25 protein-coding genes are annotated in these 25,118 nt (G+C 56.9%); 15 read left to right on the top strand and 10 right to left on the bottom strand.

Features of this window, described 5'->3' with window-relative positions; genetic code table 11:
- The first annotated feature begins 108 nt into the window (after positions 1–108).
- The 10 genes from rsfS to lipA all read left to right on the top strand — a co-directional run bounded on the left by rsfS (position 109) and on the right by lipA (position 10,072).
- Positions 109–426 (top strand): ribosome silencing factor, encoded by a 318-nt coding sequence (gene rsfS, locus ACWPW2_RS05120; RefSeq protein ID WP_023479923.1) that lies wholly within the window; start codon positions 109–111, stop codon positions 424–426.
- Between the two features lie 3 nt (positions 427–429).
- Positions 430–897 (top strand): 23S rRNA (pseudouridine(1915)-N(3))-methyltransferase RlmH, encoded by a 468-nt coding sequence (rlmH, locus tag ACWPW2_RS05115; RefSeq protein ID WP_003858701.1) that lies wholly within the window; start codon positions 430–432, stop codon positions 895–897.
- Between the two features lie 26 nt (positions 898–923).
- The gene (gene mrdA / locus ACWPW2_RS05110; protein ID WP_454121809.1) at positions 924–2,825 is read left to right on the top strand and encodes a peptidoglycan DD-transpeptidase MrdA; all 1,902 of its coding nucleotides are present in this window, start codon (positions 924–926) and stop codon (positions 2,823–2,825) included.
- A 2-nt stretch (positions 2,826–2,827) separates the two neighbouring features.
- The gene (gene mrdB, locus ACWPW2_RS05105) at positions 2,828–3,940 is read left to right on the top strand and encodes a peptidoglycan glycosyltransferase MrdB (protein ID WP_023479966.1); all 1,113 of its coding nucleotides are present in this window, start codon (positions 2,828–2,830) and stop codon (positions 3,938–3,940) included.
- Positions 3,941–3,950: 10 nt separating this feature from the next.
- On the top strand, positions 3,951–5,189 hold the full coding sequence (rlpA, locus tag ACWPW2_RS05100) for an endolytic peptidoglycan transglycosylase RlpA (protein ID WP_454121808.1): 1,239 nt from the start codon (positions 3,951–3,953) through the stop codon (positions 5,187–5,189).
- A 138-nt stretch (positions 5,190–5,327) separates the two neighbouring features.
- Positions 5,328–6,539, top strand: a complete 1,212-nt coding sequence (gene dacA / locus ACWPW2_RS05095; protein WP_023479926.1) for a D-alanyl-D-alanine carboxypeptidase DacA — start codon at positions 5,328–5,330, stop codon at positions 6,537–6,539.
- A gap of 103 nt (positions 6,540–6,642) precedes the next feature.
- Positions 6,643–6,906: a DUF493 family protein YbeD gene (gene ybeD, locus ACWPW2_RS05090; protein ID WP_017455881.1), complete on the top strand. Its 264-nt coding sequence runs from the start codon at positions 6,643–6,645 to the stop codon at positions 6,904–6,906.
- 87 nt (positions 6,907–6,993) lie between these two features.
- Complete coding sequence (lipB, locus tag ACWPW2_RS05085; protein ID WP_094420487.1) at positions 6,994–7,635, top strand: lipoyl(octanoyl) transferase LipB; 642 nt, start codon at positions 6,994–6,996, stop codon at positions 7,633–7,635.
- A 307-nt stretch (positions 7,636–7,942) separates the two neighbouring features.
- The gene (locus tag ACWPW2_RS05080; RefSeq protein ID WP_023479963.1) at positions 7,943–8,896 is read left to right on the top strand and encodes a YbeF family transcriptional regulator; all 954 of its coding nucleotides are present in this window, start codon (positions 7,943–7,945) and stop codon (positions 8,894–8,896) included.
- Between the two features lie 210 nt (positions 8,897–9,106).
- Positions 9,107–10,072, top strand: a complete 966-nt coding sequence (gene lipA / locus ACWPW2_RS05075) for a lipoyl synthase (protein WP_034813118.1) — start codon at positions 9,107–9,109, stop codon at positions 10,070–10,072.
- 67 nt (positions 10,073–10,139) lie between these two features.
- On the opposite strand, the gene tatE is transcribed toward lipA, so the two are convergent.
- Positions 10,140–10,337: a twin-arginine translocase subunit TatE gene (gene tatE / locus ACWPW2_RS05070; RefSeq protein ID WP_023479962.1), complete on the bottom strand. Its 198-nt coding sequence runs from the start codon at positions 10,335–10,337 to the stop codon at positions 10,140–10,142.
- A gap of 128 nt (positions 10,338–10,465) precedes the next feature.
- Complete coding sequence (locus tag ACWPW2_RS05065; RefSeq protein ID WP_454121807.1) at positions 10,466–11,254, bottom strand: deaminated glutathione amidase; 789 nt, start codon at positions 11,252–11,254, stop codon at positions 10,466–10,468.
- Between the two features lie 89 nt (positions 11,255–11,343).
- Between ACWPW2_RS05065 and crcB the strand changes: the two genes are divergently transcribed.
- Entirely contained in the window at positions 11,344–11,727 is a 384-nt protein-coding gene (gene crcB, locus ACWPW2_RS05060) for a fluoride efflux transporter CrcB (protein ID WP_454121806.1), read from the top strand.
- Between the two features lie 56 nt (positions 11,728–11,783).
- Here the strand turns inward: crcB and cspE are convergent, their stop codons facing one another.
- The 7 genes from cspE to ACWPW2_RS05025 all read right to left on the bottom strand — a co-directional run bounded on the left by cspE (position 11,784) and on the right by ACWPW2_RS05025 (position 19,527).
- Positions 11,784–11,993 (bottom strand): transcription antiterminator/RNA stability regulator CspE, encoded by a 210-nt coding sequence (gene cspE / locus ACWPW2_RS05055; protein ID WP_007373839.1) that lies wholly within the window; start codon positions 11,991–11,993, stop codon positions 11,784–11,786.
- A 190-nt stretch (positions 11,994–12,183) separates the two neighbouring features.
- Complete coding sequence (pagP, locus tag ACWPW2_RS05050) at positions 12,184–12,747, bottom strand: lipid IV(A) palmitoyltransferase PagP (RefSeq protein WP_454121805.1); 564 nt, start codon at positions 12,745–12,747, stop codon at positions 12,184–12,186.
- A gap of 170 nt (positions 12,748–12,917) precedes the next feature.
- On the bottom strand, positions 12,918–16,037 hold the full coding sequence (locus ACWPW2_RS05045; RefSeq protein ID WP_454121804.1) for an efflux RND transporter permease subunit: 3,120 nt from the start codon (positions 16,035–16,037) through the stop codon (positions 12,918–12,920).
- A complete protein-coding gene (locus ACWPW2_RS05040) occupies positions 16,034–17,473 on the bottom strand; it encodes an efflux RND transporter periplasmic adaptor subunit (RefSeq protein ID WP_454123590.1) in 1,440 nt (479 codons plus the stop codon). The genes ACWPW2_RS05045 and ACWPW2_RS05040 overlap by 4 nt, the downstream gene beginning before the upstream one ends.
- A complete protein-coding gene (locus tag ACWPW2_RS05035) occupies positions 17,473–18,726 on the bottom strand; it encodes a TolC family protein (protein ID WP_454121803.1) in 1,254 nt (417 codons plus the stop codon). Before ACWPW2_RS05035 ends, ACWPW2_RS05040 begins: the two co-directional genes overlap by 1 nt.
- 12 nt (positions 18,727–18,738) lie before the next feature.
- A complete protein-coding gene (locus ACWPW2_RS05030) occupies positions 18,739–19,065 on the bottom strand; it encodes a copper-binding protein (protein WP_454121802.1) in 327 nt (108 codons plus the stop codon).
- A 54-nt stretch (positions 19,066–19,119) separates the two neighbouring features.
- Positions 19,120–19,527: a DUF2946 domain-containing protein gene (locus ACWPW2_RS05025; protein ID WP_429176959.1), complete on the bottom strand. Its 408-nt coding sequence runs from the start codon at positions 19,525–19,527 to the stop codon at positions 19,120–19,122.
- A 346-nt stretch (positions 19,528–19,873) separates the two neighbouring features.
- Here ACWPW2_RS05025 and dcuC point away from each other — a divergent pair, with 346 nt between their 5' ends.
- The 4 genes from dcuC to uspG all read left to right on the top strand — a co-directional run bounded on the left by dcuC (position 19,874) and on the right by uspG (position 23,284).
- Positions 19,874–21,247 carry an anaerobic C4-dicarboxylate transporter DcuC gene (dcuC, locus tag ACWPW2_RS05020; protein ID WP_094193105.1) on the top strand — a complete coding sequence of 458 codons (1,374 nt, stop codon included), beginning with the start codon at positions 19,874–19,876 and terminating at the stop codon, positions 21,245–21,247.
- A 100-nt stretch (positions 21,248–21,347) separates the two neighbouring features.
- Positions 21,348–22,151, top strand: a complete 804-nt coding sequence (gene rna, locus ACWPW2_RS05015) for a ribonuclease I (protein ID WP_454121801.1) — start codon at positions 21,348–21,350, stop codon at positions 22,149–22,151.
- Between the two features lie 148 nt (positions 22,152–22,299).
- A complete protein-coding gene (gene rnk, locus ACWPW2_RS05010) occupies positions 22,300–22,710 on the top strand; it encodes a nucleoside diphosphate kinase regulator (RefSeq protein ID WP_042715712.1) in 411 nt (136 codons plus the stop codon).
- A 145-nt stretch (positions 22,711–22,855) separates the two neighbouring features.
- Positions 22,856–23,284: a universal stress protein UspG gene (gene uspG, locus ACWPW2_RS05005; RefSeq protein WP_454121800.1), complete on the top strand. Its 429-nt coding sequence runs from the start codon at positions 22,856–22,858 to the stop codon at positions 23,282–23,284.
- 218 nt (positions 23,285–23,502) lie between these two features.
- Here the strand turns inward: uspG and ahpF are convergent, their stop codons facing one another.
- Positions 23,503–25,065 (bottom strand): alkyl hydroperoxide reductase subunit F, encoded by a 1,563-nt coding sequence (gene ahpF, locus ACWPW2_RS05000; RefSeq protein ID WP_023479972.1) that lies wholly within the window; start codon positions 25,063–25,065, stop codon positions 23,503–23,505.
- Positions 25,066–25,118 lie beyond the last annotated feature (53 nt).

Raw genomic sequence — 25,118 nt, 5'->3', positions numbered from 1 at the left:
CTTTTCATGTCGCGAAGCCTGGACTTTTGTCCCGACATCCGCCGTCTTTCAGGTATAATGTCAGGCTGTTTATGACCAGTACATTTTTTACTCACCCAGGGGGAACACTTGCAGGGTAAAGCACTCCAGGATTTTGTTATCGACAAAATTGACGACCTGAAAGGTCAGGACATCGTCGCCATTGACGTTCAGGGCAAATCGAGCATCACCGATTGCATGATCGTCTGTACCGGCACTTCAAGCCGCCATGTTGCTTCTATCGCGGATCACGTGGTTCAGGAGTCCCGCGCAGCGGGCATGCTGCCACTGGGCGTAGAGGGTGAAAGCGCCGCCGATTGGGTGGTGGTTGATCTGGGCGACGTGATGGTCCATGTCATGCAGGAAGAGAGCCGTCGTCTGTACGAGCTGGAAAAACTCTGGGGTTGATGCGTGAAGCTGCAACTCGTCGCCGTCGGCACAAAAATGCCGGACTGGGTACAGACAGGTTTTACCGAGTATCTGCGCCGTTTTCCGAAAGATATGCCGTTTGAGCTGGTGGAAATTCCCGCCGGCAAGCGCGGCAAGAATGCGGATATCAAGCGGATCCTCGATAAAGAGGGTGAACTGATGCTGGCCGCCGCCGGCAAAAACCGCATCGTCACCCTTGATATCCCCGGTAAACCCTGGGATACGCCGCAGCTGGCACATGAGCTGGAGCGCTGGAAGCAGGACGGACGCGACGTCAGCCTGCTGATCGGCGGCCCGGAAGGGTTATCTCCCGCCTGCAAAGCGGCAGCTGAACAAAGTTGGTCGCTCTCTGCGTTGACACTTCCTCACCCGCTGGTGCGTGTGCTGGTTGCCGAAAGCCTGTATCGCGCATGGAGTATCACGACCAACCATCCTTATCACCGTGAGTAACGAGTCTTAGGCGGATTTAGCAGCGGATGAAATTACAGAACTCTTTTCGCGACTATACGGCTGAGTCCGCGCTGTTTGTGCGCCGGGCAGTTGTCGCTTTTACGGGGATATTGCTGCTTTCCGGCGTGCTGATCGCCAACCTTTATAACCTGCAAATCGTCCGCTTTGCGGACTATCAAACCCGCTCCAACGAAAACCGCATCAAACTGGTGCCCATCGCGCCCAGTCGCGGCATTATTTACGATCGCAACGGCACGCCATTGGCCCTTAACCGCACCATCTACCAGGTGGAGATGATGCCGGAGAAGGTCGATAACGTGCAGCAAACCCTCGACGCGCTGCGCGATGTGGTCGATCTGAACGATGATGATATCGCCAACTTCAAAAAGGAGCGCGCGCGCTCGCACCGCTTTACCTCGATCCCGGTGAAAACCAACCTCACCGAAGTGCAGGTGGCGCGCTTCGCCGTTAACCAGTACCGCTTTCCCGGCGTGGAAGTAAAAGGCTATAAGCGCCGCTACTACCCCTACGGCTCAGCGTTGACCCACGTGATCGGCTATGTGTCGAAAATCAACGATAAAGACGTCGAGCGGCTGGATAAAGATGGCAAACTCGCCAACTATGCCGCAACCCACGATATCGGCAAGCTCGGCATTGAGCGCTACTACGAAGATGTGCTGCACGGGCAGACCGGTTATGAAGAAGTGGAAGTGAACAACCGGGGCCGCGTGATCCGCCAGCTGAAAGAGGTGCCGCCGCAGGCGGGACACGATATCTATCTGACGCTTGATCTCAAGCTCCAGCAGTACATTGAAACCCTGCTCGCCGGTAGCCGTGCGGCGGTCGTGGTGACCGATCCGCGCACCGGCAGTATTCTGGCGCTGGTCTCGACGCCAAGCTACGACCCGAACCTGTTTGTTGACGGTATCTCCAGCAAGGATTACTCCGGGCTGCTCAATGATCCGAACACGCCGCTGATTAACCGCGCCACTCAGGGCGTCTACCCGCCAGCGTCAACGGTTAAACCCTATGTTGCAGTCTCCGCGCTCAGCGCCGGGGTGATCACCCGCAATACCAGCCTGTTCGATCCCGGCTGGTGGCAGCTTCCGGGTTCCGAAAAACGGTATCGCGACTGGAAAAAATGGGGACACGGGCATCTGAATGTCACCAAATCCCTGGAAGAGTCCGCCGATACCTTCTTCTACCAGGTCGCTTACGACATGGGCATCGACCGGCTCTCCGAGTGGATGGGCAAGTTCGGTTACGGTCACTACACCGGCATCGACCTTTCGGAAGAGCGCTCCGGCAACATGCCGACCCGCGAATGGAAACTGAAGCGCTTTAAGAAACCCTGGTATCAGGGCGATACCATCCCGGTCGGCATCGGCCAGGGGTACTGGACCGCCACGCCGATCCAGATGAATAAAGCGATGATGACGCTGATTAACGACGGCATCGTGAAAGTGCCGCACCTGTTAATGAGCACCGTTGAGAACGGCAAAAAAGTGCCGTGGAAGCAGCCCACGCAGCCGCCGGTGGGTGATATTCACTCCGGCTACTGGGAGATTGCCAAAGATGGCATGTATGGCGTGGCGAACCGCCCTAACGGTACCGGTCACAAATACTTCGCTAACGCGCCTTACAAGGCAGCGGCGAAATCGGGTACCGCGCAGGTCTTTGGCCTGAAGGCGAACGAAACCTATAACGCCCACCGTATTGCCGAGCGTCTGCGCGACCATAAATTGATGACCGCTTTCGCCCCGTACGACAATCCGCAGGTCGCCGTCGCCATGATTCTGGAAAACGGCGGCGCAGGTCCGGCCGTGGGTACCATCATGCGGCAGATCCTCGACCACATTATGCTTGGCGACAACAACACCGAATTGCCGGCGGAAAACCCCTCCACGGCCGCGGCAGAGGACCAATAATCATGACGGATAATCCGAACAAAAAATCGTTCTGGGATAAGATCCATCTCGACCCAGCGCTGCTGCTGATCATCCTCGCGCTGCTGTTTTACAGCGCGATCGTTATCTGGAGCGCCAGCGGCCAGGATATCGGCATGACCGAACGTAAAATCGGCCAAATCGCTATGGGGCTGGTGGTCATGGTCGTGCTGGCGCAGGTGCCGCCGCGCGTCTATGAAGGCTGGGCGCCCTATCTCTATGTCTTCTGCGTGATCCTGCTGATTGCCGTTGACGCCTTTGGCGCTATCTCCAAAGGCGCGCAGCGCTGGCTCGATCTCGGCGTGGTGCGTTTTCAGCCCTCGGAGATTGCCAAAATCGCCGTACCGCTGATGGTGGCGCGCTTTATCAACCGCGATGTCTGCCCGCCGTCGTTGAAAAATACCGGCATCGCGCTGGTGCTGATCTTCGTCCCTACCCTGCTGGTGGCGGCGCAGCCGGATCTCGGCACCTCGATTCTGGTGGTGCTCTCCGGGCTGTTTGTGCTGTTTCTCTCCGGCCTGAGCTGGCGGCTAATCGGCATTGCCGCGCTGCTTGTCGCCGCCTTTATTCCGATAATGTGGTTCTTCCTGATGCATGATTATCAGCGCCAGCGCGTGATGATGCTGCTCGATCCGGAGACCGATCCGCTCGGCGCGGGCTACCATATTATTCAGTCGAAAATCGCTATTGGTTCCGGCGGTCTCAGCGGCAAAGGCTGGCTGCACGGCACCCAGTCGCAGCTGGAGTTTCTGCCGGAGCGCCATACGGACTTTATCTTCGCCGTCCTGGCAGAGGAACTTGGCCTGGTGGGGATTTTGATCCTGCTGGCGCTCTACCTGCTGCTGATTATGCGCGGGCTGTGGATCGCCGCGCGGGCGCAAACCACTTTTGGCCGGGTGATGGCCGGCGGTTTGATGCTGATTCTGTTCGTATATGTGTTCGTAAATATTGGTATGGTAAGCGGTATCTTGCCGGTGGTAGGCGTTCCGCTGCCGCTGATCAGTTACGGGGGTTCCGCCCTCATCGTACTCATGGCCGGGTTTGGTATCGTGATGTCGATCCATACCCACAGAAAAATGTTGTCCAAGAACGTTTAAGAGGTGCGCAATGCATAAGCTTTGGCCTGGGATCTGTATAGCAGCAGGGTTACTGGCGGCCTGTACGAGTAATGATAATCAGCAACAGACGATGGTTGCGCCACAGCCTGCGGTCTGTAACGGCCCGGTGGTGGAGATCAGCGGCGCGGAGCCGCGCTATGAAGCCCCCAACGCCACGGCGAATCAGGATTATGAGCGCGACGGTAAACGCTACACCATCGTGCAGGATCCCTCCCGCTTCAGCCAGGCGGGCTTTGCCGCCATTTATGACGCCGAGCCGGGCAGCAATCTGACTGCCTCCGGTGAAGCGTTCGATCCGATGCAGCTCACCGCCGCGCATCCGACGCTGCCGATTCCAAGCTATGCGAGGATCACCAACCTGGCGAACGGCCGCATGATTGTGGTGCGCATCAATGACCGTGGCCCGTACGGCAGTGACCGGGTTATCTCGCTGTCGCGTGCTTCTGCCGATCGCCTGAACACATCGAATAACACCAAAGTGCGCATCGACCCAATTATCGTCGCGCAGGATGGCTCGCTCTCCGGTCCGGGAATGGCCTGTACCAAAGTGGCGCAGCAGACCTATGCCCTGCCCGCGCGCCCGGATTTGAGCGGGGGTAGCATGAGTGCCGCGCCGCAGCCGAACGCCGCCCAGCCGATGCAGCCGATTGCCTCGCAGCCGAGCGACGCGCAGCCAGTGGAAACGCAGGCCAACGTGCAGCCGATCAGTAACGATACGCTGAAAAGCGATGATCCGACCGGTGCCCCGGTGCGCAGCGGCGGTTTCCTCGGTGCGCAAACGCCGCTCGCCTCTGGCGTGCTGGAGAGCAGCGAACCCGCGCAGCCTGCGATGAATACCAGCACCCAGCCTGCTACCGCTACGCCGGTGAACCAGACAGAGACGGTCACGCAGACGGCTGCGCCCGCCACGCGTAACTCCCCGGTGACGGCACCTGGTTCGGTGCAGGGCACCGTTCACAGCGCGGCTCCAGCCGCCAGTGCGCCTGCCGCCGCAGCAGCCAGCGGAAGCTATGTGGTACAGGTTGGCGCAGTAAGCGATCAGACCCGTGCGCAGCAGTATCAGCAGCGTCTGGCGCAGCAGTTCTCCGTGCCGGGCCGCGTGACGCAGAATGGCGCGGTGTGGCGTATCCAGTTAGGGCCATTCAGCAATAAGTCTGAGGCCAGCGCGCTGCAGCAGCGTCTGCAGAGCGAAGCGCAGTTACAATCTTTTGTAACGCGCGCCCAGTAGTCGGGAAAGGTGTCTGATTTTGTCAATTTGTGTAAGTATGATTCACACTCTCACGCGCAAAGTCAGATGCCTGCCGGTATAGCTTTTGCTATAGTAAGGCACTTTTTTTAACTCCATCACGGATGTCGTTGTTCGACCATGAAGACCACTTTTTCCGCTCGTTTCGTGCAGCGCCTGGCGCTCACCACGGCGCTGACCGCAGCTGCCCTCTCCGCTGCGCATGCCGATGACCTGAACATTAAAACCATGATCCCAGGCGTTCCGCAGATCGATGCGGAGTCCTATATCCTGATCGATTACAACTCCGGCAAAGTGCTGGCGGAACAGAACGCCGATGCACGTCGCGATCCGGCAAGCCTGACCAAAATGATGACCAGCTACGTTATCGGCCAGGCGATGAAAGCGGGCAAGTTCAAAGAGAGCGATGTGGTGACCATCGGTAATGACGCGTGGGCCACCGGCAACCCGGTGTTCCGCGGCTCTTCGCTGATGTTCCTGAAACCAGGCATGCAGGTGCCGGTTTCCCAGCTTATCCGTGGTATTAACCTGCAATCGGGCAATGACGCCTGCGTGGCGATGGCCGACTACGTCGCCGGGAGCCAGGACGCGTTTGTTGGCCTGATGAACAGCTACGTCAACGCGCTGGGTCTGAAAAACAGCCACTTCCAGACCGTACATGGCCTGGATGCTGAAGGTCAGTACAGCTCCGCCCGTGATATGGCGCTGATTGGCCAGGCGCTGATCCGCGATGTACCGAACGAGTACTCCATCTACAAAGAGAAAGAGTTCACCTTCAACGGCATCCGCCAGACCAACCGTAACGGTCTGCTGTGGGATAACAGCCTGAACGTTGACGGCATCAAAACCGGTCATACCGATCGCGCCGGGTACAACCTGGTGGCCTCGGCAACCGAAGGCCAGATGCGTTTGATCTCCGCCGTGATGGGTGGCCGTACCTTTAAAGGGCGTGAAACCGAGAGCAAGAAACTGCTCACCTGGGGCTTCCGCTTCTTTGAAACCGTCAGCCCGCTGAAAGCCGGGAAAGAGTTCGCCTCTGAGCCAGCCTGGTTCGGCGACAGCGATCGCGCCTCGCTGGGCGTGGATAAAGATGTCTACCTGACCATTCCGCGCGGTCGTATGAAAGACCTGAAAGCGAGCTATGTGCTGAACAGCAGCGAGCTGCATGCGCCGCTGCAGAAAAACCAGGTGGTCGGCAGCATCAACTTCCAGCTGGATGGAAAAACCATTGAACAGCGTCCGCTGGTGGTGTTGCAGGAGATCCCGGAAGGGAACTTCTTCGGCAAAATCATTGATTACATTAAATTGATGTTCCACCACTGGTTTGGCTAAAGATTGCGCACTTGAAAGTGTGATCTTTGCCCCCATATACTGAATATCTCAAAAAACTCCTGCCCCTGTGGCAGGAGTTGTTATTTTTTACGCCGGAGCTGACATGAAAACCAATCTTAAAGAACTGCTTGAATTCCCGACACCTTTTACTTACAAAGTGATGGGTCTGGCGAAGCCTGAGCTGGTTGACCTGGTGGTTGAAGTGGTACAGCGCCATGCGCCAGGTGATTACTCTCCGCAGGTAAAACCGAGCAGCAAAGGCAACTACCACTCGGTCTCAATTACCATCAACGCGACGCATATTGAACAAGTTGAAACGCTGTACGAAGAGCTTGGCAATATCGAAATTGTTCGTATGGTGCTGTAAAAGTTAGTGACGTTACCCGGAGCCATTCGGGTAACGTTTTCGCTGTGATATACTCCCCGCACTCTTTTCTCCGCCGGAGATGCCGTTTTGTCTCAGGACACCATTCTTATCCGCAATCTTGGTTTACAGCCCTACGCGCCTGTCTCTCAGGAGATGCACGACTTCACCGATCGTCGCGATGACGACACGCCAGACGAGATCTGGCTGGTGGAACACCCGCCCGTTTTTACCCAGGGCCAGGCCGGCAAAGCCGAACACGTGCTCGCCGCGGGTGACATTCCGGTCATTCAGAGCGATCGCGGCGGCCAGGTGACTTACCACGGGCCAGGCCAGCAGGTTATGTACGTCCTGATAAACCTTAAGCGCCGGAAAATTGGCGTGCGTGAACTGGTTACGTTGCTGGAAAACACGGTAATCAATACCCTGGCGCAGCTCGATATTGTGGCAAATGCACGCCCGGATGCGCCGGGTGTCTATGTCGATGGCAAGAAGATCTGCTCGCTCGGTTTGCGCATCCGCAAAGGCTGCTCATTCCATGGCCTGGCGCTGAATATTGATATGGACCTCGCGCCGTTTATGCGCATCAACCCGTGCGGTTATGCCGGAATGGAAATGACCCAGGTCAGCAAACTTGTTGAAAACGCCAGCATGGATAAAATAAGGACAATTCTTATCCAGCACTTTTTAGCGTTACTAAACAATCCGCCTCATCAATATATGAGCGCTTAATGTATGATGTATCACGGCCCGCAATTTGTGCGGGTCGTTATATATTTGCCCTGTTAACGCTTTACAATAGAAGCCATATTCTCTATTTTCAACCTGCCTGCCCTCTCTGGCTAATATGCGTTACCATGCTTCGCCAGACTTCTTACATATGCTTCAGGCCAATTGTTTTCCGACTGCATTGCCCGGCATCGTGATGAAAAAATCTACGTAATGATGAGACGAGACAGGACGTTAACTCAGTTTGCTGATGAACAAAAAAAACAAATTCAACTATCATTCATATTGCGAATGAAAACGGAGCACAAGCGTGGATAATAAGAGCCTGCCGGAAAAGCGAATAACAGTGCGTCCCCAGGATGATAAGCCGCAAGTCTTCCGAACCCTGCGCAATATTGATCTCAATTTATTGACCATTTTTGAGGCGGTATATGTCCATAAAGGGATCGTTAACGCCGCGAAAGTGCTGAACCTGACGCCGTCTGCTATTAGCCAGTCAATTCAAAAACTGCGTTCAATATTTCCCGATCCACTTTTCATTCGCAAAGGTCAGGGCGTCACACCGACCGCTTATGCCGCCCATCTGCATGAATATATCAGCCAGGGGCTGGAATCCATTCTCGGCGCGCTCGATTTAACCGGCAGCTACGATAAGCAGCGCACGATAACGGTGGGTACCACGCCCTCTATCGGCGCGCTGGTGATCCCGGTGGTCTTTCAGGCGATTAAAGAGAGCGCTCCGCATCTGATGATGCGTAACATCCCGATAAACGATGCTGAGAGCCAGCTCAGCCAGTTCCAGACCGATCTGATTATTGATACCCATATCGCCAGTTCGCGCACCATCAATCACCACGTGCTCTTCTCCGACCGGCTGATGCTGGTGTGCCGCAAAGATCACCCTTGCCTGAACGAACCGATTAATGAGCTGGCATTGCAGAAGTATGAGCACACGCTGCTGATGCTTGAGGGGCAAAACCTGAGCGCGCTGCGCCAGCGGATGCAGGATCTCTTCCCCGAACGCCAGGTCTCGTTTAGCAGTTACAATATGTTCACAATCGCTGCACTGATTGGTAACAGCGATCTGCTCGGGCTGATGCCCTACCGTTTATACGAACTGTTCCGACACTGCTGGCCGCTGGTCGAGATCCCCTTCCCGCCGGTCAACAACGAGCGCCTGGATATTTCGCTTTACTACAATAAGTTAAGCCTGCGCGACCCGGTGCTGGAGAGCGTGGTAGATGTGATCAGACGGGCGTTTTAACGCCCGCTGGCACCAGGACAAGTGATAAATGGCCTGCGGGCCTTTAGCACAAAACAACAACTATTTCACAATTTGGCAGTCCGTCAGGCTGCTTTATCCCCGCCAGAGATGGTATACTGCGCCTACGTTAATTCAAAAATAGTTGATAAATACAACTTCTCCTTGAATTGAAATGCCTTCTTCGTCACCCGCAACTGGAACACGCACGCTATGAGTAAACCCATTGTGATGGAACGCGGTGTAAAGTATCGCGACGCCGATAAAATGGCGCTTATCCCGGTAAAAAACGTGGCAACAGAGCGTGAAGCCCTGTTAAGAAAACCGGAATGGATGAAAATCAAACTCCCGGCCGACTCCTCCCGTATCCAGGGTATCAAAGCTGCCATGCGCAAAAACGGGCTGCACTCTGTTTGCGAAGAGGCCTCCTGCCCGAACCTCGCTGAGTGTTTCAACCACGGTACCGCCACGTTTATGATCCTTGGCGCCATCTGTACGCGTCGCTGCCCCTTCTGCGATGTGGCGCATGGCCGTCCTGTTGCGCCCGACGCGAACGAACCGCTGAAGCTGGCGCAGACCATCGCCGATATGGCGCTGCGTTATGTGGTGATCACCTCCGTTGACCGTGACGATCTGCGCGACGGCGGCGCTCAGCACTTTGCTGACTGCATTACCGCGATTCGTGAGAAGAGCCCGACGATCAAAATCGAAACGCTGGTGCCGGATTTCCGCGGCCGTATGGATCGCGCGCTCGATATTCTGACCGCCACGCCGCCGGACGTTTTCAACCACAACCTGGAAAACGTACCGCGTATCTACCGCCAGGTGCGCCCGGGCGCGGATTACAACTGGTCGCTGAAACTGCTGGAGCGTTTTAAAGAGGCGCACCCGGAGATCCCGACGAAATCGGGCCTGATGGTCGGTTTAGGCGAAACCAATGCGGAAATCATTGAAGTGATGCGCGATCTGCGTCGCCATGGCGTGACCATGCTGACGCTGGGCCAGTATCTGCAACCGAGCCGTCACCACCTGCCGGTGCAGCGCTACGTCAGCCCGGATGAGTTTGAAGAGATGAAAGAGGAAGCGCTGGCGATGGGCTTTACCCATGCCGCATGCGGTCCGTTCGTCCGCTCGTCATACCATGCGGATCTGCAAGCCAAAGGTATGGAAGTGAAGTAACACTTACTTACACTCAAAACAGAAAAACCGGCTGATAGCCGGTTTTTTTTCGCCTGTCGTGGCGCGATTACTCTTTGTGAGAGAGTTTCTCTGCTGTGACAACGTCTGCGTCTTTCTTCGCGGCGTCATCATCGTTCATGGCCTTTTTGAAGCCCTTGATCGCTGCACCAAGATCGCCGCCCAGTGTACGCAGTTTCTTGGTCCCAAACAGCAGAACCACTAACGCGGCCACGACCAGCAGTTTAGTAATACTAATCTCACCCATAGATACCTTCTTTCATAAAACAGGCTGTAAAAAGCACCGTTGATAACCTGACACCATTAACGGTCATTCAGTGCGCGCACACAATAGCAATCTGTAACGAGATGAATCAAGCACTGATTAAAAAAACATCACAACAATTGAGGATGCGCAAAACGGCGATTGCGTAAAAGGGGAAGTTTTTCCCGCGTTTGCGCCACGCGCTCAGCCGTCACCTCGGCAAAAATTAGCTGTGCCTCCTCGGCTGCTGCCGCAAGCGTAACACCTTGCGGATCGACGATCCGGCTTTGACCAATATTCTTGTTGCCGCACTCGCTGGCAGCCACCAGATAACAGGTGGTGTCCAGCGCTCGTGCGGTAAGCAGCGTCGCCCAGTGCATCTCTTTTAGCGGCCCGCGCACCCACGCAGCGGGCAGCACCAGCAATTCAGCACCCTGTAACGCCAGCGATAATGCCAACTCCGGGAAACGCAGATCGTAACAGGTCATTAGCCCCACCTGCATCCCTTCCACCTCAATCAGCGTCGGCAACGAGTTTCCGGCATCGACCCGCGCAGACTCCTGCATGCTGAACGCATCATAAAGATGCAGCTTGGCATACTGCGCGATGATCTCCCCGCCGCGCAATACCACCAGCGTATTAACCGCCCTGCCCGCTGTCGACGGAACGTGGACGGTCAGCACAGTGGTCATGGTGTTGCGGCGGCTCTCTTCGCAAAGCAGGCTCAGAAAGCCCTCATCAAGCCGCTGCGCGGATTTCACCGACATATGCGGGTCGTTATCATCCCGCGCCAGCAACGCTTCTGGCAGCACTAATAGAGACGCCTGCTGACGCGCAGCCTCTGCCATCAGTTCCACACACGTACGGGCGTTAGTTTGCCACACGGGTGTGACAGCAAATTGTCCGGCAGCAACAATCATCTCGTTTCTCCTTACAGTATTGCCATAGCCAGTTTTCGACCACGACGGTAAACTCGTCATATTCACTTATCAGATAGCAGGATAGCTCAGTGTTACAACTCCTTTTAGCGGTATTTATCGGCGGCGGCACGGGCAGCGTGGCGCGCTGGATGCTGAGTATGAAACTCAACCCGGTTCATCAAATCATTCCGCTCGGTACGCTGACGGCGAACTTAATTGGCGCATTTATTATTGGTGCCGGGCTGGCATGGTTTAACCGTATGACGCATATCGATCCTGTGTGGAAAGTGCTGATAACCACCGGGTTTTGCGGTGGGTTAACGACCTTCTCTACCTTTTCGGCGGAAGTAGTCTTTTTACTGCAGGAGGGGCGCGCAGGCTGGGCGCTGCTGAATGTCGCCGTTAACCTGTTGGGATCGTTTGCCATGACCGCGCTGGCTTTCTGGCTCTTCTCAACCGCTAACGCGAACTGAAGGCAATAAAAAACCCGCCTTGAGGCGGGTTTTGGAATTCTTGCTGTACGCGCTGATTAAACAGGCATTACGTTAGCAGCAGATGGGCCTTTGGCACCGTTAGTGATTTCAAACTCAACGCGCTGACCTTCGGCCAGGGTTTTGAAACCATTGCTCTGGATTGCAGAGAAGTGTACGAACACGTCTTTGCTGCCATCTTCCGGAGTAATGAAACCGAATCCTTTGGATTCATTAAACCACTTAACGTTACCTTTAATCTTAGACATCAAAATTACCTTTACATGAAAATACGACACAAATGCTGTGTCGGGTATCAGTACAACAATTGTCGCGAGTTTTGTCCAGTCGTTATTCGCGAAAAAGTGATAAATGTCGCGAACTTTTTTTCCAACGCCGCATTATCCCGCGTTTTTCGCGCTGTTTACTCTTTGTTCGCAACAACTCCCGACACAGCGATCAAAACTGAAAGCGCATCCAGGCGAAGTAAACGTTACCGTTGTTGTAAGTGCCGGGAATGTAGGTCATCTGGAACGTCGCCGGTCCATAGCCAATGGAGGCCAGCGGCAGCAGCACCGGGATCGGAATGTACTTCCAGTTATCGCGCGCGGTGACACCCGCGGTGTAACCAAGACCCAGATGGAAATTCTCATCCGCCAGCGGGCGCCAGGTCTTTTCCCAGCCGTAGCCGCCAATCGGCTCCCACTTGTTAAAGGAGTCTTTGAACGCCATCAGGTAGAGCCCGTGCCAGTTCCCTTTCTCATCCCAGCGATCCTGACCAAAGCCTGCACCCCACGGACGCTCGTTATAGCGATCGGTTTTGTCCTTGTCATAGGCGAAACGCGCATGCCAGGTGATGGCAGGCACATAGAGATCGTAGTTATCCGGCTGCTGCCACGTTTGCTTAACGTTGTCAGCGAAAACGGTGTACCAGGGTTTGTCTGCTGCGTGAAGTGTTGGAATCAGTAAAACCTGTAAACACAAAAAGACAGCGAAATATTTAAATTTTTTATAAACAGCCACAACAAATTTTCCATATAACAAATCAACTTCTATTTTCCGACACCTTACCTTAATAGTTCCTTAACGAAATTAGTGTTGTTCTTAAACCTGCCAGGAAGAGTCCCATTTTATGGCTAGTTACAAAACTTAATAAAGTATCAAGCGCCCCATTGCCGGGGCGCATATTAAGGTCAGCGTTTTCGATGGAGTAAATAATAGAGCGCAGGAATCACCAGCATTGAGAGCAGCGGAGCGGTGACCATCCCACCGATCATCGGTGCCGCGATACGGCTCATCACCTCTGCGCCGCTGCCGCCGCCCCACATGATCGGCAGCAGCCCGGCCATAATGGTCGCCACCGTCATCACTTTCGGGCGCACGCGTAATACCGCCCCCTCATGTATTGCGAGAAGCAGTCGTTTATTAGGTTCATCGGATTCAGAGATGCGATATTTCTCAAGCGCATGATTGAGATAGAGCACCATAATAACCCCGAACTCCGCCGCCACACCGGCCAGCGCAATAAAGCCGACGGCGCCTGCCACCGATAAGTTATATCCCAACAGCCAGAGCAACCAGACGCCGCCTATTAATGCGAAGGGCAATGTCCCCATAATTAATAAGACATCGCTCACCCGTTTGAAGGTAATAAACAGCAGGAGAAAGATAATCATCAGCGTCACCGGCAGCACGACTTTCAACTTCGCCGTCGCGCGTGCAAGATACTCAAACTGCCCGGACCAGCTAAGCGTAACGCCCTGCGGCAACGCTACCTGCTGCGCCACCCGCTGCTGCATCTCCTCTACCGCCGATTTCAAATCACGCCCGCGCAAATCGACGTAGATCCAGTTCGATAAGCGCGCATTCTCGCTCTTCAGCATCGGCGGCCCCTCGGTAATCACCACCTCTGCCAGATCGCCGAGCGCAATCTGGCTGCCGCTGGCGGTGATCACCGGTAATGCGCGCAGATCGTCGACGTTCGCCCGAAGATCCCGCGGGTAACGCACATTGATGGGAAACCGCTCGCGCCCCTGCAACACTTCGCCAATCTTCTCGCCGCCCACTAAGGTTGAAACCAGCGACTGCAACTCCTGCACCGAGACGCCATAGCGCGCGGCCTGCTGGCGGTTAATGTTGATATCAACATAGCGTCCGCCCGCCAGCCGCTCCGCCAGCGCGGAGGTGACGCCCGGCACGCTTTTCACCACCTGCTCAATCTGCTGCGCCACGCGCTCAATATCGGCAATATTATTGCCGTTCACCTTAATCCCTACCGGGCTTTTAATGCCGGTTGCCAGCATGTCGAGGCGGTTGCGGATCGGCGGCACCCAGACATTGGCGATGCCCGGCACGCTGACGGTTCTATCCAGCTCATCGATCAGTTTTTCCGGCGTCATGCCGGGCCGCCACTGCGCGCGCGGCTTGAAGCGGATAGTGGTCTCCAGCATGGTCAACGGCGCAGGGTCGGTCGCGCTCTCTGCCCTGCCCGCCTTACCAAATACGCTCTCCACCTCCGGCACGCTTTTGATCAAACGGTCCGTTTGTTGCAGCAAACGCCCCGCTTCCCGGGCGGAAATGCCCGGCAGCGTCGAGGGCATATAGAGCAGATCGCCCTCATCCAGCGGCGGCATAAACTCACTGCCAAGGCGGCTGAGCGGCCAGGCGGTCGCCAGCAACAGCAGCAGGGCAATGGCGAGCGTTGCTTTCGGCCACGCCAGCACCCTATCGAGCAGCGGTTCATAAAGCCGGATCAACACGCGGTTAATCGGGTTGGCCTTCTCATCAGGAATGTTGCCGCGAATAAACAGCGCCATCAGCACCGGCACCAGCGTAATGCCAAGCCCGGCGGCGACAGCCATCGCCCAGCTTTTGGTGAACGCCAGCGGCGAGAACATCCGCCCCTCCTGCGCCTCCAGCGAGAAGACCGGAATAAACGACAGGGTGATGATAAGCAGGCTGCAAAAGAGCGCCGGGCCGACCTCCACCGCCGCCTGCTCGGAGAAGCGCCAGTAATCGCCCCGCTCCGGCAGGCGGCCAGGGTTATCGTGCCGCCAATGCTCCATCACTTTATGCATGTTCTCAATCATCACAATCGCTGCATCAACCATCGCGCCGACGGCAATCGCGATGCCGCCAAGCGACATGATATTGGCGTTGATCCCCTGGTAGTGCATGACGATAAACGCGCCGAGAATGCCCAGCGGCAGCGAGACGATCGCCACCAGCGCCGAGCGAAAGTGGAACAGGAACAGCGTGCAGACCAGCGCGACAACGATAAACTCTTCAATCAGCTTATGGGTCAGCGTGCCGACGGCGTTCTCAATCAGCGTCGAGCGGTCGTAAACCGGGACAATCTCTACGCCCGCGGGCAGCGTTTTTTCTATCTCAGCAAGCTTCACTTTGACCGCATGAATGGTCTCCAGCGCATTCTTGCCGTAGCGCATAACAATCACGCCGCCCGCCACTTCGCCTTCACCGTTATACTCCGCCACGCCCCGGCGCAACTCTGGCCCGAGACGTACGGTCGCGATATCGGAAAGCATCACCGGCACGCCGTCGCGGCTGGCGATCACCGTCTGGCGAAAATCCTCCGGCTGGCGCAAGTAGCCGCTGGTGCGCAGCATAAACTCCGCTTCGCCCATCTCCAGCAGCGCGCCGCCACTCTCCTGATTCGCCGCCTGCACCGCGCTTACCAGTTGCTGATGGGTGATATTGAGCGCGCGCATCTTTTGCGGGTCCGGCACAATCTGGTACTGGCGCACCATGCCACCGACGCTGGCAACCTCGGCGACATTGGGCACAGTTTTCAGCTCAAATTTAAGCGTCCAGTCCTGCAAGGCGCGCAGATCGGCGAGGTTATGCTTGCCGCTGCGATCCAGCAGCGCATACTCATAGATCCAGCCAACGCCGGTGGCATCCGGCCCGAGACCCACCTCCACCCCGGCGGGGAGCGATGCCTGAATCTGGCTCAGGCTCTCCAGCACCCGCGACCGCGCCCAGTAGAGATCGGTGTCGTCGTCAAACAGCACATACACATAGGCGTCGCCAAACATCGAGTAGCCGCGCACCGTTTTCGCCCCCGGCACCGAGAGCATGGCGGTGGTCAGCGGATAGGTCACCTGATCCTCAATCAGCTGCGGCGCTTTGCCCGCATAGCTGGCACGAATAATCACCTGCACATCTGAGAGATCGGGCAGCGCATCAAGCGGCGCGCGCTGTAACGACCAGATGCCCCAGCCGGTGAGGAGAAGCGCCGCCAGCAGGACCAGCAGGCGGTTGCGTAATGAGGCGCGAATCACGGCAGCAATCATTTCGTCGCCTCCGGCATCAGATGGGTAATGACCGCGCCCGCTTCGTCATCCAGCGTGAAGCTGAACATCACCTTATCGCCCACTTTCACCTGCGGATCGGGTTCTTTGAGCACAAAGTCCATCGTCATCGCTCCCCAGTTCAGCTCAGCGATCGGTTGATGGCTGAGGGTGATGGTGCCGTTATCTACCGCCTGCACCACGCCGCTGGCGCGATATTCCGGCGTTTTTTTGATGACGGGCGATGGCTCTGGCAAGGCGCTGCGCAGGCTCGCTTCAGAGTCGATCAGGAACTGGCCGGAAGTAACTACCACATCGCCCTCCTGCAACCCGGAGAGGATCTCGCGCCAACCCTGCGCGCGCCGTCCGGCCCTCACATTTACCGCACGGAAATGCCCCTCACCGGTTGCCAGCAGCACGCGGCTGGCGCGTCCGCTTTCGATCAATGCCTCTTCCGGGATTGCCAGCACCGCGGGCTGCTGCGCCGCTTCCGGCTGGGTGACGGTCAGGAACATGCCGGGTTTCAGCTTCTGCTGCGGGTTATCCAGCACAATGCGCGCTTGCAGCGTGCGCGTGGCGCTAGCCAGCTGCGGCAACAGTTCGCTGACGCGACCGTGGAAACGCTCGCCCGGCCAGCTTTCGCTGGTCGCTTCCACCTCGCTGCCAACCGTCAGCGCCTGCGCCTGGCTTTGCGGATAATCGACCACCAGCCAGACCGGGTCGAGGCTCGCCAGTTCAAACAGCGTTTGCGTGGCGGCGACCTGCGCCCCTTCCCGGGTATCAAGTTTAGTGACATAGCCGTCGCGCGCGGCGCGAACGATCAGTCGGGTCTGCGCTTTGGCACTGCGCTCCACCGCGCGAATCACCTCTTGCGGCATAAACTGCAGCGCCAGCCGTTCGCGGGCGGCGCGCGTCAGTTCGCTGTCGCCAAGTTGGCGCACCGCCAGATACTCCTGCTGAGCGCTGGTCCACTGCGGGATCCAGAGCTGCGCCAACGCCTCGCCCTTTTTCACCCACTGCTGCGGCGCGCGGACAAAGAGTTTCTCCACCACGCCCGCCGCCGGAGACGGCACGATCTGCATCGCACGCTCGTCGGTAGTCACCGTGGCAAACGCAGAAAAAGCGCTGGTAAGCGGCCGTTTCTCCACCTTCGCGGTGGTCATGCCAAGGTTTTGCTGTTGTTGGGCGCTGACGCGCACGCCACCGTCAACAGGTGCGTCATCGGCATATTTCGCCACCAGCGGCATATCCATAAAGGGCGATTTGCCCGGCTTATCGAAGCGCTGATCCGGCACCATCGGGTCGTACCAGTAGAGCACTTTGCGCGCCTGTGGCGGCTGGCTGCTATCAGCGGGCACGCTCTCTTGGCGACCCGCAAGATAACCGGCGCTGGCCGCCACGCAGGCAGCAACCGCTACGGCTAACAGGGTTCTTTTCATCACATCACCTCCTGCGGGATAAGCCAGCGGATCGCCGCCCACTGCTGCGCCATCGTTTTTTCGGCCTGGTTGAGCGCCAGTTCACCGTCGAGCACGCTGCGGCGCGCCTCAAGCAGCGCCGGGAGATCGGACTGCCCGGCGCGGTACTGGGCCGCTAACAGCGCGGCACGGCTACGCAAAAGCGGCAGCACGTCATCCCGCTGGCGCTGCCAGAGGGTTTGCGCGGCGTTGTACTGGGCAATCAGAGTGTGAAGTTCGGCGAGATGCTCACGCCCGGCGAGCGCCAGTTGGTCATTGGCCTGCATGGTGCGGGAGACGTCAGCGGCGTGATCTTTATCCTGGCGGCGGGACTGAAACAGCGGCAGATCGACGGTAAACATCACCCCGGCCATATCTTCATACCCCTCGGCACGCCGCCCATACCACACCTCCACCTCGACATCGGGCAGTGCGGCAATCGCCGATTCTGCCGAACGGGCTTTGGCGCGGTTGGCAACGCTTGCAGCAGTAAGGATGTCGGGATGCTGGCGAATGGCCTCTTCCAGCGTTTTCTCATCGGCGGGCAGGCGCTGATAGCGGGGAAGCTCGCCGCTGACGGTGGTGATCGGCTGCCCGGTCAGTTGCATCAGCCGGGTTTGTGCCAACTGCACATCCCGCTCGGCAAGGGTGACCTTATCGCGCATCGCGCTCAGGCCGATTTGAAAGGCGAGCACGCTATCCGGCAGGGCATTCCCCGTGCCGACGCTGGCGCGTTGCGCGCCCTGCTGACGCGCGGTTTCTGCCACTAATTGCCGGGCGGTGTGCAGCGCCCGCTGTGAGAGCGCCAGCTCAAGCCACGCCTGGGCGGTATCGCGCTGCAGCGCTGCGCGCACCGCGTGGGATTTGGCTTCGATGCTGCGCGCTTCGGCCAGCAAGGTGTCGGCCTTACGATCGCGTTTTTCCGCGCTGACATACTGCTGCATCACGCCAATGCGCTGCATGGTCATGCCTTCGCGGGTCAAACGGCGGTCGTTATTGCCCTGCACCGGCACATTCTCAATGCCGAATTTGAGTTTGGGATCGGGCAACTGGCGGGCGGAATCGGCCATCGCATCCAGCGCGTGAGCTTCGTTGCGGTTGGCAGAAAGCTCAGCAGAGTAGCGCTCTGCGGCGGCGAGGGTTTGCGTCAGCGTTAGCGACTCCGCCTGCGCGGCGGAGCAGATAAGCGCAAGGCAAACCCCGCCGAGCCGCAGGCTCAGCGAGTATCGTTTCATGGTTACTCCCGCTTACGGTAACGGCGTTACAGAGATAAGGGTGTAACCCCGATCGCTCTGGCTGAAGCTGAAGCGAACGTTATCGCCCACCTTCACCTGCGCCAGCGGATGCTCCGGCGCAACCGTAAACTGCATGGTCATCGGCGGCCAGTTCAGCGCAGGGATAGCCTGATGGGCGATAGAGATCGCCTGCGGGGTGATTTTTTTGACACTGCCCTGGCTTTGATAAACCTGAGCGGGCATCGCGTGATGGTGCGCCATGTCATGCGTTTGCGCGTTGGCGCTGAGATACGGGAAAAGCAGGATGCCTGAGAGCAGGCAGAGTAAATAGCTACGCATAGAAAATCTCCTGTTAAACATTAATGAAATTCAAATCAATGTGTTAACAGGTCTCTATTCGCGAAAACGGCAGAAGCGGATGGTGGCAGGGGGCCCGGCGGCAGGCGGAGTTAATACCCAGCTGCGCGAAGTGATAGCAGAACAAACAGGTTCGGCAATCGCCAGCGTCAGCGTGGCGGGCAGCGCCGCCAGTGAAGGGTAATGGCTCTCTTTTTGCACCTGATCGGGCACGCAGTGCTTCTCGCAGAGCGGCGCTTTCATCGCGTGGGCTTTGGGCGCGTCATCACCCATTGCCAGATGGTGCAGATGCTGCTGCGCCATCGCTTCACCCGGTACCGGGAGCGCACAGCCGTGAGAGGCGATCGCCATCTGGCTCTGGATCAGCAGCCAACCCAATGCGATAAGCAGCATTAATAAATGCCGCTTAATAAAGCGCAATCGGTAGAGCCAGGCTGCGTGCATAACATTACCGTGGGTGAGTGAAGGTAACGGCGAGTATAAGCAGCCCGCTTTCTATTTTTAAAGGCTTTTTTAGTGAATTTTGCTGTCAAATCAAACTGAAACGAAAAACGCCAAAACAATTAACCAACCGTTATCACGAATAAAACATAACTGCCGAAATTCATTAGCCTGAATTATCGTTTCGCCCGTATTTATTTTTCTGATTTATAACAATTCACGTAATATTGCGCGCAATGCAGCGCTTTGTTGATTTTAATCAGCTATCACGCCGCCGTTATTCGGCACATTGCGGTGCAGCCTTTTGCTTACTTTACTTTTTTTTGTCCAACCTCCGGGACCCAATATGATTTCAACCCTGATTGAGCTGTTGATCGGCGTCGTGGTAATTGTCGGCGTCGCCCGCTACATCATTAAAGGCTACTCCGCCACCGGCGTACTGTTTGTCGGCGGTCTGGCGTTATTGATCGTCAGCGCGCTGATGGGCCACTCAATATTACCCTCCAGCGCCACCAGTACCGGTTATCGCGCTACCGACATTGTCGAATATATAAAAATCCTGCTGATGAGCCGCGGCGGCGATCTCGGCATGATGATCATGATGCTGTGCGGTTTTGCTGCCTACATGACGCACATCGGCGCTAACGATATGGTGGTTAAGCTGGCGTCGCGCCCGCTGCGCTTTATCAACTCGCCCTATATCTTGATGATTGCCGCCTATTTTGTCGCCTGCCTGATGTCGCTGGCGGTCTCTTCGGCAACCGGCCTTGGCGTGCTGTTGATGGCAACGCTCTTCCCGGTGATGGTTAACGTCGGCATCAGCCGCGGCGCGGCGGCGGCGATTTGCGCCTCCCCGGCAGCGATTATTCTCTCGCCCACCTCCGGCGATGTGGTGCTGGCCGCGAAAGCCGCAGAGATGCCGCTGGTTGATTTCGCCTTTAAAACCACCCTGCCGATCTCTATCGCCGCGATTATCGCCATGGCCATCGCCCACTTTTTCTGGCAGCGCTACCTCGATAAGAAAGAGAACATCGTCAGCGAAATGCTGGATGTGAAAGAGATCACCACCCGCGCGCCCGCGTTTTACGCCATTCTGCCCTTTACACCGATCATCGGCGTGCTGATTTTTGACGGCAAATGGGGCCCGGAGCTGCATATTATTACCATCCTAGTGATCTGTATGCTGATTGCCGCAGTGCTGGAGTTTTTGCGCGGCTTTAATACGCAGAATGTCTTCAGCGGGCTGGAAGTGGCCTGGCGCGGCATGGCCGATGCCTTTGCCGGTGTCGTGATGCTGCTGGTTGCCGCAGGCGTCTTCGCCCAGGGGCTGAGCACCATCGGCTTTATCCAGAGCCTGATCTCGATTGCTACTTCGTTCGGTTCAGCGAGCATTATTTTGATGCTGGTGCTGGTGATCCTCACCATGCTGGCAGCAATGACGACGGGTTCCGGTAATGCGCCGTTTTACGCGTTTGTGGAGATGATCCCAAAACTGGCGCGCGAAGCGGGCATCAACCCGGCCTATTTATCGATTCCAATGTTGCAGGCCTCCAACCTCGGTCGCACCATTTCGCCGGTTTCAGGCGTGGTGGTGGCGGTTGCCGGGATGGCAAACATTTCGCCGTTTGAAGTGGTAAAACGCACCTCCGTGCCGATCCTGGTTGGCCTGGTGGTGGTGATTGTGGCTACCGAAATACTCGTGCCTGGCGCAGCGGTTCACTAACCCTGCCGGGTTTCAGAAGTTGAAAAAGCGCCTGCCCGGCGCTTTTTTTATGGTTTAATAACCTATGGCAATTATCTGGACCCATTAATCAGGAACTGAAATGTTTAAAAAGGGACTCTTCATCAGCACAGGCATTGCCGCGCTACTCTTTACTTCTGCCTATGCCGCACCGCTGCAACCGAAGCAGTATGGCGATTTTGATCGCTACGTGCTGGCGCTCTCCTGGCAGACCGGTTTTTGCCAGAGCATGCACGACAACGGGCGCGACGAGCCTGACGAGTGCCGCCTGCAAAAATCCCCGGACGACGAAGCCGATAATTTGACGGTGCACGGTTTATGGCCGGGCCTGCCGAAATCGATCGCCGCGCGCGGCGTCGATAACCGCCGCTGGATGCGTTTTGGCTGCGCCACGCGCCCGATCCCCAATATGCCGGAAGCGAAAACCAGCCAGAAATGCGCGGCGGCAGAGACCGGTTTATCGCTGGAGATGGCAGATAAACTCAACGCCGCCATGCCCGGCTCCGGCGGTAACTCCTGCCTTGAGCGTTATGAATATGCCAAGCACGGCGTCTGTTTCGGCTTCGATCCCGATGACTATTTTGGCGCGATGGTGCGTCTGAATCATGAGATCAAAACCAGCCCGCTCGGAGTGTTTCTTGCCAATAACTACGGCAAAGCGATCACCCGTACCGCCTTTGATGCTGCCGTCGCCGAGGCTTACGGTAAGCAGGGCGTGAAAGCGGTGAAACTCACCTGTAACGGCAACCCGGCCTATTTGACCGAGATGCAGGTTGCCATCAAAGCCGAAGCGATTAACACGCCGCTCTCTGGCCGCTCGCTGCTGCCACAGCCGCACCCCGGCAACTGTGGGGATCACTTTATCCTCGACAGCGCGGGTTACTGATTGCTGCGGAATAATCATAATTGAGGCAAATGTGCGCCTGGTCACTTCACAGCATGGGGCCGGGTTAGTATCATCAGCTTTAGACAAACCCTCGCTGCCCGTCGGCGAGGGTTTTTCTTTGGATCAATCACCTGACACGGAGTAAGAGATGTCCAGACCTGCCATTATCATTAATGAGCGAGACGCTGAGCGCCTCGACCGCTTGCTGGAGCAGCCTGCACATGCCAGCCTTGCGGTCGCGGATGCGCTGAATGAGGAGTTGGATCGCGCCAATATGTGCGCGCCAGAAGCGATGCCGCATGATGTGGTGACGATGAACAGCACGGTAAAATTCCGCGAGCTGAAAAGCGGTGAAATCCGCGTGCGTACGCTGGTCTACCCGGCGCAGATGACAGACAGCGCCACGCAGCTGTCGGTACTGGCCCCGGTGGGCGCGGCGCTGCTAGGTTTACGTGTTGGTGATTCAATTCACTGGACGTTGCCGGGGGGAACCACCACCGACCTTGAAGTGCTGGAGCTGCTTTACCAGCCTGAAGCCGCTGGCGATTTCATGCTCTGATCCCCGCCCTGCTTTGTTTTGCAGAGGATGCGCCCGCATCCTCTTTCCGGCGCCCGCCTTTGTTCAGATTTGCCACCCATGCAGCAAAATCCCCCCTCTCTTTGTGCTTCAATTCCTGGGACATAACTCACAGGGAGACGCGTTTATGTACCAGACAATCATTATGCCGGTCGATATTTTCGAAATGGAGTTAAGTGATAAAGCCGTTCGTCACGCCGAATTCCTCGCCCAGAGCGAAGGTATCATTCACCTGCTGCATGTGTTACCCGCTTCTGCCAGCCTCAGCCTGCACCGTTTCGCCGCCGATTTACGCCGCTTTGAAGAGCATCTGCACCAGGAGGCACAAACCCGCCTCGAGAGTATGCGAAGCCATTTTTCCATCGATCCCTCGCGCATTCATACCCACGTTCGCTTCGGCAGCGTGCGCGATATGGTCAATGAGCTCGGCGAAGAGCTGCATGCGGATATGGTGGTGATCGCCTCGCGCAACCCGTCCATCAGCACCCATTTGCTCGGCTCCAACGCCTCAAGCGTGGTGCGCCACGCGCATATCCCGGTGTTGGTCGTGCGGTAGATTGTGCTTATTGCCGGATGGCGCTGACGCTTATCCGGCCTACGGGATCGTGCGCGTTGTTGTTAAGGGGATCGCGGTCTTTTGTAGGCCGGATAAGGCGCAGCCGCCATCCGGCAAAAAAGAGGCACCCAACCCGCAACCCGGCTTCATCCGGGCAAAAAAAAGCTGCCTTGCGGCAGCTTTTTATATGCAGGTGACTCTTACTTTCTTATTTTTGCTTACGCTTTGGTACGGATCAGGTAATCAAACGCGCTCAGCGACGCTTTGGCACCTTCGCCGGTAGCGATAATGATCTGTTTGTACGGCACCGTGGTGCAGTCGCCCGCCGCGAACACGCCTTTCACGCTGGTTTCGCATTTGGCGTCGATGATGATTTCGCCCATGCGGTTGCGCTCAATCGCGCCTTCCAGCCAGGTGGTGTTCGGCAGCAGACCGATCTGAACGAAGATCCCCGCCAGCGCAACCTGATGTACATCGCCGCTCACGCGGTCGCGGTACTCAAGGCCGGTCACTTTGGTGCCGTCGCCTTTCACTTCGGTGGTCTGCGCGTTCAGAACAATGTCGACATTCTTCAGGCTGCGAACTTTATCCTGCAACACCTGATCCGCTTTCATCTCCGGAGCAAACTCCAGCAGCGTCACGTGTTCAACAATCCCGGCCAGATCGATAGCCGCTTCCACGCCGGAGTTACCGCCGCCGATCACCGCCACGCGCTTGCCTTTAAACAGCGGGCCGTCGCAGTGCGGGCAGTAGGTCACGCCTTTGGTGCGATACTGATCTTCGCCCGGCACATTCATGTTGCGCCATTTCGCGCCGGTCGCAATGATCACGGTACGCGCTTTCAGCACCGCGCCAGACGCGGTTTCAATCTGATGCAGGCCGCCTTCAACCGACGCCGGAACCAGCTTGCTGGCGCTCTGGCTGTCGATCACGTCAACATCATAATCCGCAACGTGCGCTTTCAGGGCACCCGCGAACTGCTGGCCTTCAGTTTTCGGCACGGAGATGTAGTTTTCGATATCAACGGTATCCAGCACCTGGCCGCCGAAGCGTTCGCCCATCAGACCGGTACGAATGCCTTTACGGGCAGAGTAGACAGAGGCCGCTGCGCCCGCCGGGCCGGAGCCGACAATCAGCACATCGTAAGCGTCGCGTTTGTTCAGCTCTTCCGCCGCACGTTTTTCCGCGCCGGTATCAATTTTCGCCACGATCTCTGTCAGCGTCATACGACCCTGACCAAACTCCTGGCCGTTAACGTAGACCGCCGGAACGCCCATCACGTTACGATCGGTGATTTCGTTCTGGAAAGTGCCGCCGTCAATCGCCGTGTGCTTGATGCGTGGGTTCAGCACCGACATCAGGTTCAGCGCCTGCACCACGTCCGGGCAGTTGTGGCAGGAGAGCGAGTAGTAAGTCTCGAACTCGAAGTCGCCGTCGATATCGCGGATCTGCTCCAGCAGCGCCTGCGCTTCTTTCGACGGATGACCGCCGGTCCACAGCAGCGCCAGCACCAGCGAGGTAAACTCATGCCCCAGCGGAGAGCCAGCAAAGCGCGGGCCAGTGTGCGAGCCTGGGTTGGTGATCAGGAAAGAGGGCTTACGCACCGCCAGGGTGTTGTCCTCTTTAAAGGTCACTTTGTCAGAGAGCTCGGCGATTTCGCCCAGCAGCTCTTTAATCTCATTCGATTTTGCGCTGTCATCCAGCGTCGCGATCAACTCAACAGGCTTGGTCAGTTTCTCAAGATAAGCCTTGAGCTGGGTTTTCATTGTGGTGTCGAGCATGTCGGTATCCTTCTCTTAAAACATCATCATGCAAGCTGCCTCATTGGAGCCGC

This window comes from Kosakonia sp. Marseille-Q7440 (assembly GCF_965119485.1).
The sequence above is the reverse complement of the archived record's forward strand: the minus strand, read 5'-3'. Positions and strand labels throughout refer to the sequence as shown.